The organism is Mesorhizobium abyssinicae (assembly GCF_049887195.1).
GTDB lineage: Bacteria > Pseudomonadota > Alphaproteobacteria > Rhizobiales > Rhizobiaceae > Mesorhizobium > Mesorhizobium abyssinicae.
In genome coordinates this window covers 138,630-150,509 of sequence record NZ_JARAKC010000006.1, presented here as the reverse complement: position 1 = coordinate 150,509, position 11,880 = coordinate 138,630, and the positions used below count along the sequence as shown (strand labels likewise).

The following is an 11,880-nucleotide window of genomic DNA, read 5'->3' as shown; positions in this document are numbered from 1 at the left end:
GTTCTACGCGATTGAGGACGGAAAACCGTTACACACTTTTCCTGGAATTGCTCTAAGCCGACAGGTTCGGGGCACGACAAGATCAGGCGGGCCGCGCGCCGTATTTCTGGCGGAACTCGTCATAAAGGTCACGCCGGCGGCGGCGGCCGTCGACATAGCCGCGCAACAGCTGCGGCAGCGAGTAGCCGAGCGACTTGGACGAGCGGTTGGCCAGATAACCGGCGAATGCCTGCGAAACCCTGCCCTTCATCGTATCGGCGATGATCTGGCGCGCGATCATATAGGGCGGGATTTCGGGATAGCGGTCAGCGATGTAGGGGTGCTTGTCGATGAGGTTCGCATAGGCCTCGACATAGCCGTCGCGGCGGCCGGAAATCGAATTCTCCGAATTGTATTTCTTCCAGTCGATTTCCTCGGTGAGCAGCGCGCCGCCGCGGCGGGCGAAGCGCAGCAGCAATTCGCGATCCTGCATGCGCGCGATGTCGCTGTCGTAGCCGCCGATCGCCAGCAGCGATTCATGCCGGGCGGTTATCGCCGAACCGGCGATGAAGATGGTCTGGGAGACCAGCGCCCGTTCCAGCATGTTCCGGGTCAGGAATGCCTCGCGGTTGACGCATTTGGTGGCCCGGTTGCCCTTCACCGAAACGAAGGAGCTGATGAGCACCTCGAGCGACGGGTTGTCGTCGAAGCGCGCCAGCGTCCGCTCCAGCCGGTCCGGCAGATAGACATCATCCGAATCAAGGAAGGTGACGATCGGCGCGCGCGCGCGCTCGATGCCGGCATTGCGGGCGGCGTTGGCACCACGCCATTTGGCTCCGACATAGATCAGCCGCGGGTCGCGGATTTCGGCAAGCGCCGCCGCGGTGGCGTCGGTGGAGCCATCGTCGACGACGATGTGCTCGAAGCGGGTAAGGGTCTGCGCCAGCACGCTTTCCACGGCGCGCACAACCTGGCTGCGCCGGTTGTGGGTCGGCGTGATCACTGTGATGAGCGGGGCCGGCTCGGGCGCTTTCGGCATGCGATCAGGCCCCGGATTCTGGGATATTCGGATGGATTTGTTGCCGTCTTCCATGCCCGCCCAAGCTTGCGTTCAGCGGGACGCTACAAAAAAGCAGTCTCTGTGTCACCTCGACCGCCCGCGCCCGTGCCTGCAATCGGCAGATTTCGAGACGCCGCGCCTCAATTGCAACACCGGCCTCAGCTGTGCCCGACATAGTCCGGCACCAGCTCGACCCTGTCGCCAACGATCCCCGCGGCAAAGCTGAACTGGCCCCAGAACATCAAGGCATAGAACGCCTGGCCGACGATCAGGGAGAACGGGATCTGCCAGGCCGGCATGCCTGCCTGGCGGGCATGGCTCACGATGCGCCGCGTCGTGCGCCACGACATGGTGAACCAGCGGCTGAACGACTTGACGATGCGCGCGCCGCGCGTGGGCGAGCGCTGCGCGACGAATTTCCTGTCGGCATCCCGGCCGGTCACCAGTGCCCGCCAGAAGAAGAACCGCCAGCCCCGCGGGGGATAGTGGTAGACGCGGGCGTTGACGTTGCTCGGCTGGTGGCCTTGGCGCCGCAGCTCGTGCATCAGCAAGGTGCAGGAGACCTTGAAGCCATTGTTTTCCGGAAACGGGTGGCTGGAAATCCACTCGCGCCGGAAGGCGATGTTGTTGGCGTTGAGCGCCCGTTTCGAGGCGAACCGCTTATCACCCTCGGCCATCGGGAAGAACCACATCATGGCAAAGGTTCTCGAAAAGAAGTCGTCGCACAAGAGATAGGTATAGCCGTTGACGCAGACGATCCCGGGATCCTGAAACGGGCCGAGCAGGGTTGCGAGCCAGTCCGCTTCCGGAACGGTGTCGGAGTCCAGGAAGACGACCAGTTCGCCCTCGGTTTCCTTGATCCCGTTGTTCTTGAGGTCGTAGTAGCGGCCGCCGGGACAAGCTGCGAAGCTTATCTCCGCCACCTCTTCCAACTGTGGCGCCTGGGTATGGAAGTTGCGCCGGAGCGTGTCCGCGTCCTCTTCCTCCCCGCCATGCGAGATGATGACTTTCGGTCTTGCAAAGCCGGTCGCGGAAACCGCGGCGATCTCGCGCGCCAGGGCGTTCAGCCCAACGCCGATCTCCGCCCAGTCGATCGACTTGGCGTTCTCCATTTCCACGACGATTGAATAGTCGGGGTATTCGTCAGCCATCGGGGGCGCTACCGGTTCATCGGAGCGTATGTCGCTATAACCCTGGTGGCCTGCTGTCAAACGACCGAGTCGCTACCCACATCTGCGAGTTCGCCGCCTCGATCAAGTGGGTTTTCGTGTTTCTAGTTCTTTAGGAAACCATGGAAGTGGCGCGGGCGATGCCAGAAGCTCGAAGCATCGGCGTACTCGGACAGAAAGCGCTCCCTCCATTCGTCATTGATTGTGTCGCGCTGGATTTCGAGACCTGACTCGATGTTGGTTCCCCAGACAGGGTCGACATCCACCAAACGTGCAATTTTCTTGAGGCTTGCTCGCGGATATTGCTGAATTTGCTCGTAAGTCAGCGAAAGGCAGGACAGTCCGTTTTTTGCAAACCAGCCATCCCAAGCCAGATTTTCCACCAGAATTCTTTCAAGCGAATCGACGATCGCGCCACCGTCGTAGCGCGGCGGCTTATGATTGACTTCCGTGGAGCGGAATCTGCGAGTTTGACGGGCGCGTGTCCATGAGATCGCCTGGCCAAGCCGATCACTGCGCGTCAAGCGGACGTACCGCAGATTCGGAAGGCTCGCAGGCAGGTTCAATTTTTTGGCAACTTGAGCGAATTGGCTCGCGAAAAGCTTGATCGCGTAGACTCCCGAGGAAGATCGCCCGTCGGTCACCGCACGCAGAAGCTGCGCGCGGGGGTCGCGAGGATAATCCGGCAGTTCCAGCAAACGGCGACCGCCAAACCACTCAAGAGGATGTCCCAGTTCAGCGGAGGCCATCAACCCCGCGAGATGATTGCTACCGCTGCGCGGTGAGGTGCAGACAAGAATTCCGGCCCTTATCCCCGACAGAATGTCCGGCGGGATTTCAACCGTGGCCGCACGCTGACGAAAGAGACGCATCGAAATCATCGCTTCAGCAGAAACACTGCCTGCTGGCCGAAGAAATTCCAGAACCACCACGGCATGGAGAGGCCTATCTTCTGGCCGTTGCCGTCGAGCGCGGTCGCCTTTTCCACCGTCGCGCCAAGCTCCTCGCACAGATTGACGAAGTCGCGGATGGTGCAGAAGTGGATGTTGGGCGTGTCGTACCAGGAATAGGGCAGATCCTTGGTCACCGGCATACGCCCCTTGACGAACAGCGACAGGCGCACCTGCCAGTGGCCGAAATTGGGGAACGAGACGATGGCGCGGTTGCCTATCCTCAGCAACTCGTCGAGCACCAGCTTCGGATTGCGGGTCGCCTGCAGCGTCTGCGACAGGACGACGAAATCGAAGCCCTTGTCGGGATAGAATTCGAGATCCTTGTCGGCATCGCCCTGGATGACCGAGAGGCCGCGCGCCACGCATTCGTTGACGCCGCGCTGCGACAGTTCCAGCCCGCGGCCGTCGACCTGCTTGGTTTCCTGCAGCAATTCGAGCAGCAGACCGTCGCCGGAGCCGACATCGAGCACCCGTGACTGCGGCGGGATGAGATCGGCGACGACTTCAAGGTCGACGCGCTGGGCGCGGTTGACGCTCATCGGCTGGTCTCCCGTTCGGCGCATGATCCTGATCCGGAAAGTCTGCAACCTTCCGGGGTCATGCGCTCAGCCCCCTGGCCCGCGCGGCCGAGCCGATGAAGCCGCTGATGGCGGCGAACAGTTCCGGCTCGTCGAGCAGGAAGGCGTCATGGCCGCGATCGGTGTCGATCTCGACGAAGGAGACGGAGGCGCCGGCGGCGTTCAGCGCATGCACGATCGAGCGGCTTTCCTCGGTCGGGAACAGCCAGTCCGAGGTGAAGGAGACCAGGCAGAATCGCGTTTTGGTGCCGGCGAAGGCATCGGCGAGGCGTCCACCGTGATCGGCGACGAGGTCGAAATAGTCCATCGCGCGGGTCAAATAGAGGTAGGTGTTGGCGTCGAAGCGGTCGACGAAGGTCATGCCCTGATGGCGCAGGTAGCTTTCGATCTGGAAGTCGGCGTCGAAGCCAAAGGTCAGCGCCTCGCGGTCCTGCAGGTTGCGGCCGAATTTGCGGTGCAGCGCCGCTTCCGACAGATAGGTGATGTGAGCCGCCATGCGCGCCACCGCCAGCCCCTTTTCCGGACGTTTGCCGTGCTCGAAGTATTTGCCGCCATGCCAGTCGGGGTCGGCCATGACAGCCTGCCGGCCAACCTCATGGAAGGCGATGTTCTGCGAGGAATGGCGCGCGCCGGTGGCGATCGGCAGCGCCGAGAAGACGCGCTCCGGATAGCTCGCGGCCCATTCCAGCACCTGCATGCCGCCCATCGAGCCGCCAAGCACGCAAAACAGCTTCTCGATGCCGAAGTGGTCGACCAGCATCAGCTGCGCCCGCACCATGTCGCGGATGGTGATCACCGGCAGGTCGAGGCCGTAAGGCTTGCCGGTGGCCGGATTGGTCGAGGCCGGGCCGGTCGAGCCCAGGCAGCCGCCCAGCACGTTGGAGCAGATGACGAAGAAGCGGTTGGTGTCGATGATCTTGCCCGGCCCGATCAGCACCTGCCACCAGCCAGGCTTGCCGGTGACCGGATTGGTGCTGGCGACATGCTGGTCGCCGGTCAGCGCGTGGCAGACCAGGATGGCGTTGGAGCGGGCGTCGTTGAGGGTGCCATAGGTCTGGTAGGCGATCTGGAACGGCGACAGCAGCGCACCGGCATCGAGCTTGAGCGGCTTGTCGGGGCCAAAGCGCAACACCGGGCTCGACGGCTGGTCGACCTCGTTATTGGTCTTTGCGGCGCGCAGAACGGCCATTGCATCCTCTTACATCACGCACCGTGGTTTCCGAAAACCGATTCCGATTTCCGGACCAGGCGAATGTCCGGCCGGCGGCGGACAACAAAAAACCGGCAATGCATTCGCAAAGCCGGTTACAGGATGCAAACGGCCCTTTAGCGAATTGTTTAACGTGGCTGCAAGCCGACCGGCCAAATCACCACGGAACTGTCGCTGCCCTTCTAGGGCCAGCGCGGCTCGGCGTCAACGGCCAGGCTTTTCGCGCCCTTGCCGCCTCTCGACATTCAGGGCCACGACTAGTATTTCCGCTGCGGCCTCCGGACGGAGGCTCTCTCGACGGACTTTTGCGACATGAACCAGACACCAGACAAGGCACGTCCGACGCCGCGCGCGGGCATCATGGACATCGAAGCCTATGTGCCCGGCAAGAGCACGGCGCCGGCCGGTGTCGCCAAGGTCCATAAATTGTCGTCGAACGAGAACCCGCTCGGGCCCTCGCCGAAGGCGATCGAGGCCGCGCGGGAGGTTGCCGGAAAGCTCGATGTCTATCCGGACGGCACGGCAAGGCGGCTGCGCGAGGCGATCGCCGAGGTGCACGGCCTCAACCCCGCGAACATCATCTGCTCCAACGGCTCCGACGAGATTCTCGGCCTGCTCGCGCAGACCTATCTGGCGCCCGGCGACGAGGCTGTTTTCACCGAACACGCCTTCATGGTCTACAAGATCTACATCCAGGCGGCCGGCGCGCTTCCGGTCGCGGTCAAGGAAACCGACGAGCGGGCCGACATCGACGCGATCCTGGCCGCGGTGACGGCGCGGACCCGCATCGTCTTCCTCGCCAATCCCAACAATCCGACCGGTACCTACGTGCCGTTCCAGGAAGTGCGCCGGCTGCATGCCGGCCTGCCGAAGAACGTGCTCTTGGTGCTGGATGGGGCCTACGCCGAATATGTGCGCCGCAACGACTACGAGGCCGGCATCGAACTGGCGGGAAGCGCGGAGAACGTGGTGATGACCCGCACCTTCTCCAAGCTCGGCCTTGGCGGCGCGCGCATCGGCTGGATGTATGGCCCCATGCATATCGTCGACGCGATCAACCGCGTGCGCGGCCCCTTCAACGTCAACGCGACGGCGATCGAGGCCGGCATAGCGGCGATTCGCGACCGCGCCCATGTCGAGCGCAGCGTGGCGCATAACGAGACCTGGCTCGCCTGGCTGAGCGACGAGCTGACCAAGCTCGGGCTGCGCGTGACGCCGAGCGTCGGCAATTTCGTGCTGATCCACTTCCCCGAGGACGGCAAGCATTCGGCGGCGGCGGCGGACGACTATCTCACGGCGCGCGGCTACATCTTGCGGCGGGTTTCCGGCTACGGTTTTCCCAACGCGCTGCGCATGAGCGTCGGCATCGAAGAAGCCAATCGCGGCGTGATTGCCGCCCTCACGACCTTCCTGAAAAGTTGAGCGCCATGACATCTGCGATGTTCGAAAAGATCGCGCTGGTCGGCATCGGCCTGATCGGCTCGTCGCTGGCCCGCGTCATCCGTCGCGAGGGACTGGCCCGGCATGTCGCGATCTCGACGCGCAGCCCCGCCACACTGGCACGGGCGGAGCAACTCGGCCTTGGCGATTCCTACACCACCGACGCGAAGGAAGCGGTTCGCGATGCGGACCTCGTCATCGTTTCGGTGCCGGTCGGCTCCTCCGGCGCGGTCGCCGAAGAAATCGCGCCGGCGCTGAAGAAGGGCGCCATTCTCACCGATGTCGGCTCGACCAAGGCGTCCGTCATCGCGCAGATGCAGCCGCATGTGCCGGAAGGCGTGCACTTCATTCCCGGCCATCCGCTGGCCGGCACGGAGAAGTCGGGGCCGGATGCCGGCTTCGCCGATCTCTTCGACAATCGCTGGTGCATCTTCACGCCGGTGCCAGGCACCGATCCCGCGGCCTTGGAGACGTTGTCAGAATTCTGGCGGCGCTGCGGTTCCAACATCGACACGATGGACCCGCAGCATCACGATATGACGCTTGCCATCGTCTCGCACCTGCCGCACATCATCGCCTACAACATCGTCGGCACCGCGGACGATCTGGAATCGGTGACCAAGACGGAAGTCATCAAATATTCGGCTTCCGGCTTCCGCGATTTCACCCGTCTTGCGGCTTCCGATCCGACCATGTGGCGGGATGTGTGCCTGCACAACAAGGACGCCATCCTGGAAATGCTGGCGCGCTTCTCGGAGGATCTCGCCTTCCTGCAGCGGGCGATCCGCTGGGGCGACGGCGAGAAACTGTTCGACCTCTTTACGCGCACGCGCGCGGTGCGCCGCTCGATTATCGACGCCGGGCAGGATATCGACGTGCCGGACTTCGGCCGCCAGGCTATCGAACATCCGGAAACGAAGGCTTAGTCAGCTCGACGGCGGCCAATGGGCGGCCATCATGGCCAGCGTCTCTGCCCGGTCCGGCGCGCCGAGCCGGCCGCCGAAGCGCTGGCATTTGAGCGCCGCGGCGGCGCTGGCAAAGCGCAAGGCCTGCTCGGGCGGCATGGCTTCCGCGAGGCCGACGGCAAAGGCGCCGTGGAACACGTCGCCAGCGGCCAGCGTATCCACCGCCTTGATCCTCGGCGCCGCGACATGGCGGACCGAGCCGATGGAACGGTCGTGCCACCAGCTTCCCGCCGCGCCGCCGGTGACGGCGACAAACGCATCGGTGCGGCTGGCGAGATCGCCGCAGGCGGTTTCCGGATCGAGCGCATGGCCGCAGACGATGCGCGCCGCGGGTTCGGAAGCGACGATGTGCGTGGCCAGCGGCAACAACTGCTCCAGCACCTCCAGCGGTGCGGTATCGGCATCGAGGATCGCAGGCCGGCCATTGGCGCGCGCCGCATTCAGGGCGAGCGCCGCGGCGCCCGGCCAGCGGACGTCGACCAGCACGGCGTCGAAGGCGGAGAGATCGGTGCACGGCAATTCAGCGGGGTCGGCCTGCGCCTTGCGGTCGTAGAACGGGACGATGATGCGCTCACCATGCGCGTCGACGAGGATCGCGGCCAGCGCCGAGCGTGCGCCGGCCACACGGCGGACCAGGCTGCAATCGACGCCCTCGGCCTCGATCTCGGCAACCAGCTGGTCGCCGACGGCATCATCGCCCGCACTTGCCCAAAGCGAGACTTCGGCGCCGAGACGGCGGGCGGCGCAAGCGGCGCTGGTTGCCATGCCAGAGGCAATCTGGACGCCATCGGAGGCGATGAACTTGCCCTGATGCGCGGGCAGCGTGTCGAGGCGAAGGATCGTATCGAGGGTGAACGCGCCGACGCTCAGGAGCTTGACCGGCTTCTCCATCAGATCGCTATCCCTTGTCTGAGCCTGGTCTTGTCCAAAAACCGGTTCCCACTTATTGGGGCCATGCTCTAATTGACCGCTTTGATCTTGCCGAGCGGGATGAAGCCGAGCGAAGCCTTGCCCTTGACGATCCTGAGCGGCATGGACGGCTCGTTGCCGAGCATCGCCAGGCCGGCAAAACCTTGCTCGATCTCGCTCTTGCGCTCGGGAATGGCGCCGCCGAGGATCGCCGCCACCGCCTTGGGATCCCTGAGCTTGATCGTCAGCTCGGCGTCGATGAGCCCTTCGGCATCGACCGACAGCGGCCCGGACACGGTTATGCGCGCTTCGCCCGACGACAGGTCGAGCTTGGCGATGTCGACCGACTGGCCGCGCAGGCTCTTCGACTGCGTCCTGATCAGCGCGACGCCGTTCTTCAGCGTCGCCTCGCCGCTGCCGTCGAGCGGCGGCAGCACGCGCCCGCCGATCGCGTCGGCGTCGATCTCGAGATCGTTGAAACTGCCGACATAGCCGATGTCCAGGCCGTTCGGCTGCAATTGCCCGGCGGCCTTTCCGGCATAGAACAGCTCGACGGGATCGCTGTTGTCGGCCGGATCGGTCTGGCCGGACAGGCCCTCGGCCTTCAGCGCGACGCGCCGCGGCAGCGGCCAGGAGAGCTTCGCGTCCGCCCGCAGCTTGTCCCAGTCGATCCACAGCGGCGTCATGCCGGGCATTGAGGTCCTGAGCGGACCGCGCAGATCGGCGACTGGCGACAGCGGCTGCGTAATTTCGGCCACCGCATTGAAACTGCCGGTCGAGGCGGCGACGTTCCTGGCATCGTCCTCATAGGCGAGCGTGTCGCAGGAGATGGCGAAGCTGAGCGGATAGCCGCTGACAGTCAGGTTGGCGCAACCGGCCTCGATGCCGTTGACGTTGAGCGAGGCAACCGCCTTGTCGGCCTCGGTCCTGACGCGATCGGCCAGATAGAACCAGCCAGCGCTGTAGAGGGCGAACAGCACGGCAATGAAGGCAGCGAGCCAGAACAGCCGGCGGCGAAAGTTCGGCGGGCGCTCGTCAGTTGACGTCATGCTGCAGCTCTCATTACCCCTGATATTGCGGGCGGGCGGTTGTTACGCAACAAGCAGGAAGACGTAAAACACCGATTCCGGCCTGGAGTCGGGACTCGCGCGATCAGGCTTGGCGATATGGGCGATTTTTGGGTTTTTGGCTATGGGTCGCTGATCTGGCGCCCGGGTTTCGCGCATGTCGAGACGCGCCGCGCGCGCCTTTACGGCTACCGCCGGGCGCTCTGCGTCTATTCCTTCGTGCATCGCGGCACGCGCCGGCGGCCGGGCCTGGTGCTCGGCCTCGACCGCGGCGGCTCCTGCGTCGGGCTGGCATTCCGGGTGCCGGGCGACCTGCGCGGCGAGGTTCTCGCCTATCTGCGCGAGCGCGAGCTGGTGACCAGCGTCTATCTCGAACGCACGCTGGACATCCGGCTCGACGGGACAGGGAAGGAAGCGAACGGCAGGATCGAGGCGGTTGCCTACATCGTCGACCGCGCGCATGAGCAGTATGCCGGCGCGCTCGACGCGGCGCATGCGGCAAGCATTGTTCGCGGCGCCGTCGGTCAATCCGGGCGCAATGAGGACTATGTGCTGAGCACGCTGGAGCACCTCAAGGCGCTCAGCATCCGCGACCACTGGCTGGAGGACGTGGCGCGGCGGGTCGCGCCTTTGTGAAGCGCTGGCCTGCCGGAAAAGAATGGCCAGGCCTTTGACCTCGGCAATCCAGGACCTAGGTTAGCTGCTGCCCCGCAGCCGGGCTTGCCCAGCATTATCCCAAGCATCACGGAGATCAGTCTTGCAAAAACGCCGTCTCGGTCGCACCGACCTTTCCATCGCGCCGCTGGTCCTGGGCGGCAATGTCTTTGGCTGGACTGCCGACGAGAAGACCTCCTTCGACCTGCTCGACCGTTTTGCCGATGCCGGCCTCAACGCCGTCGACACGGCGGACGTCTATTCGCGCTGGGCTCCCGGCAACAAGGGCGGCGAATCCGAAACCATCATCGGCAAATGGATGAAAAGCCGCGGCAACCGCGACAAGATCGTCGTCATCACCAAGGTCGGCTCGGACATGGGCCAGGGCAGGCGGGACCTGTCCGCCGCCTATATCGAAAAGGCGGTCGACGCCTCGCTGAAGCGGCTGCAGACCGACGCGATCGACCTCTATCTGTCGCACTGGCCGGACCCTGCGACACCTTACGAGGAGACGCTCGGCGCCTATCAGGGCCTGCTTGCCAAGGGCAAGGTCCGCCATGTCGGCTGCTCCAATCTCGATGCCGGCCAGTTGCGCGCGGCGCTCGATGTGGCGAGCCTGCGCGGCCTGCCGCGTTATGACGTGCTGCAGCCCGAATACAATTTGTACGACCGTTCGTCGCTCGACGGACCGCTGCTTGATCTCTGCGTGGCCGAGGACATCGGCGTCATCACCTATTTCAGCCTGGCCAAGGGATTCCTGAGCGGCAAATACCGCGGCAAGGCGGACCTCGGCCAAAGCGAACGGGGCGAGGATGTCGCCAGCTATCTCAACGATCGCGGCATGCGCATCCTCGCCGCGCTAGACGCGGTGTCGGCCAGGCATTCGGCCAAGCAGGCCGAGGTGGCGCTGGCCTGGGTGATGGCGCGGCCGGGCGTCACCGCGCCGATCGCCAGTGCCACGACGACAGCGCAGGTGGACAGCCTGGTGCGCGCCGCGTCGCTGAAGCTCGGCGCCGACGACATCGCGGCGCTGGACCGGGCGAGCGCCTAGAGCCGTTTCACGGAAACGGCGAACCGCTCTATCTCTTTGTCTTGACGCAATTCCGGACGGAAAACCGTTTCACACTTTTCCTGGAATTGCTCCAGCCCGGCGCTGCCGGCGTGCCGCAAGCGGGGCGGCCCTTGCCGGACGGTCCGACACGATCGTTCAAGACGGCGACGGCCCCTGCGCCATAACGTTTTGCGCATCGCGACACGATGCGGAAAACGCGTATGGCCGGATCTTTGTCCCTCTCGCAGCCATGGCAGCAGGTGCTGGTGCTGGTGCTTGCTGCCGCCGTCGTGATGGGCAGTCCGGGGCCGGCGACGATCAGCGTCACCGCAATAGGCGCCGCTTTCGGCCTGCGCGGCTCGCTGCGCTACACGTCGGGCATCATCCTTGGCACCACGCTCGTGTTGCTGGTGGTGGCTTCCGGCGTGACGGCGATCTTTGCCTCGCTGCCGGGCATGGCGCCGGTGCTGGCGATCGCCTCCGCGATCTACATCCTCTACCTGGCCTACAGAATAGCGACGGCGCCACCGCTGGCGGCGCGCGAGAACGGGCTGGCGCCTCCCACCTTCTCGGGCGGCTTCCTGCTCGCTGTCGCCAATCCGAAAGCCTATGTGGCGATCGCCGCCGTCTTCGCCGGCGCTTCGTCGGGCGTCGCCGGTCTCGGGATATCGACCAGGCTCACGGTGCTCACGCTGATGATCGTCGGCATCCACGTGCTGTGGCTGCTTGCCGGGGCGGCCTTCGCCCGGTTCCTGCTGCGGCCGCTGGCCTCGCGGATCATCAACCTGGCTTTCGCGGCGACGCTGGTGCTGACGACGGCATTGGCGGCGTGGCCTTAGGCCGGC

At 64.6% G+C, this 11,880-nt stretch carries 12 protein-coding genes and 1 riboswitch; of the genes, 5 read left to right on the top strand and 7 right to left on the bottom strand.

What is annotated here, in order from left to right; translation table 11 throughout:
- Positions 1 to 82: 82 nt before the first annotated feature.
- From PU724_RS15570 to metX, 5 genes are all read right to left on the bottom strand, one after another.
- Positions 83 to 1,018: a glycosyltransferase family 2 protein gene (locus PU724_RS15570; RefSeq protein ID WP_320320221.1), complete on the bottom strand. Its 936-nt coding sequence runs from the start codon at positions 1,016 to 1,018 to the stop codon at positions 83 to 85.
- Between the two features lie 179 nt (positions 1,019 to 1,197).
- Entirely contained in the window at positions 1,198 to 2,190 is a 993-nt protein-coding gene (locus PU724_RS15565; protein ID WP_354420043.1) for a glycosyltransferase family 2 protein, read from the bottom strand.
- 122 nt (positions 2,191 to 2,312) lie between these two features.
- Positions 2,313 to 3,140: a Stf0 family sulfotransferase gene (locus PU724_RS15560; RefSeq protein WP_354420042.1), complete on the bottom strand. Its 828-nt coding sequence runs from the start codon at positions 3,138 to 3,140 to the stop codon at positions 2,313 to 2,315.
- The gene (gene metW, locus PU724_RS15555; RefSeq protein WP_292106886.1) at positions 3,086 to 3,700 is read right to left on the bottom strand and encodes a methionine biosynthesis protein MetW; all 615 of its coding nucleotides are present in this window, start codon (positions 3,698 to 3,700) and stop codon (positions 3,086 to 3,088) included. The genes PU724_RS15560 and metW overlap by 55 nt, the downstream gene beginning before the upstream one ends.
- Before the next feature lie 58 nt (positions 3,701 to 3,758).
- Complete coding sequence (metX, locus tag PU724_RS15550) at positions 3,759 to 4,928, bottom strand: homoserine O-acetyltransferase MetX (RefSeq protein ID WP_354420041.1); 1,170 nt, start codon at positions 4,926 to 4,928, stop codon at positions 3,759 to 3,761.
- Between the two features lie 117 nt (positions 4,929 to 5,045).
- Positions 5,046 to 5,123, bottom strand: a riboswitch (SAM riboswitch).
- A 138-nt stretch (positions 5,124 to 5,261) separates the two neighbouring features.
- Here metX and hisC point away from each other — a divergent pair.
- Both hisC and PU724_RS15540 read left to right on the top strand, forming a co-directional pair.
- Entirely contained in the window at positions 5,262 to 6,371 is a 1,110-nt protein-coding gene (gene hisC, locus PU724_RS15545; protein ID WP_354420040.1) for a histidinol-phosphate transaminase, read from the top strand.
- Between the two features lie 5 nt (positions 6,372 to 6,376).
- Positions 6,377 to 7,315 carry a prephenate/arogenate dehydrogenase family protein gene (locus PU724_RS15540; RefSeq protein ID WP_320255178.1) on the top strand — a complete coding sequence of 313 codons (939 nt, stop codon included), beginning with the start codon at positions 6,377 to 6,379 and terminating at the stop codon, positions 7,313 to 7,315.
- On the opposite strand, the gene PU724_RS15535 is transcribed toward PU724_RS15540, so the two are convergent.
- Both PU724_RS15535 and PU724_RS15530 read right to left on the bottom strand, forming a co-directional pair.
- Entirely contained in the window at positions 7,316 to 8,245 is a 930-nt protein-coding gene (locus PU724_RS15535) for a sugar kinase (RefSeq protein WP_354420039.1), read from the bottom strand.
- A 68-nt stretch (positions 8,246 to 8,313) separates the two neighbouring features.
- A complete protein-coding gene (locus tag PU724_RS15530) occupies positions 8,314 to 9,312 on the bottom strand; it encodes a DUF2125 domain-containing protein (RefSeq protein ID WP_354420038.1) in 999 nt (332 codons plus the stop codon).
- 117 nt (positions 9,313 to 9,429) lie between these two features.
- On the opposite strand from PU724_RS15530, the gene PU724_RS15525 reads away from it, so the two are divergent.
- From PU724_RS15525 to PU724_RS15515, 3 genes are all read left to right on the top strand, one after another.
- Positions 9,430 to 9,966, top strand: a complete 537-nt coding sequence (locus PU724_RS15525; protein ID WP_354420037.1) for a gamma-glutamylcyclotransferase — start codon at positions 9,430 to 9,432, stop codon at positions 9,964 to 9,966.
- 121 nt (positions 9,967 to 10,087) lie between these two features.
- Positions 10,088 to 11,035, top strand: coding sequence for an aldo/keto reductase (locus tag PU724_RS15520; protein WP_127284997.1), 948 nt, complete (start codon positions 10,088 to 10,090; stop codon positions 11,033 to 11,035).
- Positions 11,036 to 11,256: 221 nt separating this feature from the next.
- Entirely contained in the window at positions 11,257 to 11,874 is a 618-nt protein-coding gene (locus tag PU724_RS15515; RefSeq protein ID WP_354420036.1) for a LysE family translocator, read from the top strand.
- The last annotated feature ends 6 nt before the right edge of the window (positions 11,875 to 11,880 follow it).

What these genes read in the sequence shown, in the direction of transcription:
- metW (WP_292106886.1), bottom strand. Translation starts at nt 3,700, where the DNA reads ATGAGCGTCAACCGCGCCCAGCGCGTCGACCTTGAAGTCGTCGCCGAT.
- hisC (WP_354420040.1), top strand. Translation starts at nt 5,262, where the DNA reads ATGAACCAGACACCAGACAAGGCACGTCCGACGCCGCGCGCGGGCATC.
- PU724_RS15515 (WP_354420036.1), top strand. Translation starts at nt 11,257, where the DNA reads ATGGCCGGATCTTTGTCCCTCTCGCAGCCATGGCAGCAGGTGCTGGTG.
- PU724_RS15570 (WP_320320221.1), bottom strand. Translation starts at nt 1,018, where the DNA reads ATGCCGAAAGCGCCCGAGCCGGCCCCGCTCATCACAGTGATCACGCCG.
- metX (WP_354420041.1), bottom strand. Translation starts at nt 4,928, where the DNA reads ATGGCCGTTCTGCGCGCCGCAAAGACCAATAACGAGGTCGACCAGCCG.
- PU724_RS15535 (WP_354420039.1), bottom strand. Translation starts at nt 8,245, where the DNA reads ATGGAGAAGCCGGTCAAGCTCCTGAGCGTCGGCGCGTTCACCCTCGAT.
- PU724_RS15540 (WP_320255178.1), top strand. Translation starts at nt 6,377, where the DNA reads ATGACATCTGCGATGTTCGAAAAGATCGCGCTGGTCGGCATCGGCCTG.
- PU724_RS15565 (WP_354420043.1), bottom strand. Translation starts at nt 2,190, where the DNA reads ATGGCTGACGAATACCCCGACTATTCAATCGTCGTGGAAATGGAGAAC.
- PU724_RS15530 (WP_354420038.1), bottom strand. Translation starts at nt 9,312, where the DNA reads ATGACGTCAACTGACGAGCGCCCGCCGAACTTTCGCCGCCGGCTGTTC.
- PU724_RS15525 (WP_354420037.1), top strand. Translation starts at nt 9,430, where the DNA reads ATGGGCGATTTTTGGGTTTTTGGCTATGGGTCGCTGATCTGGCGCCCG.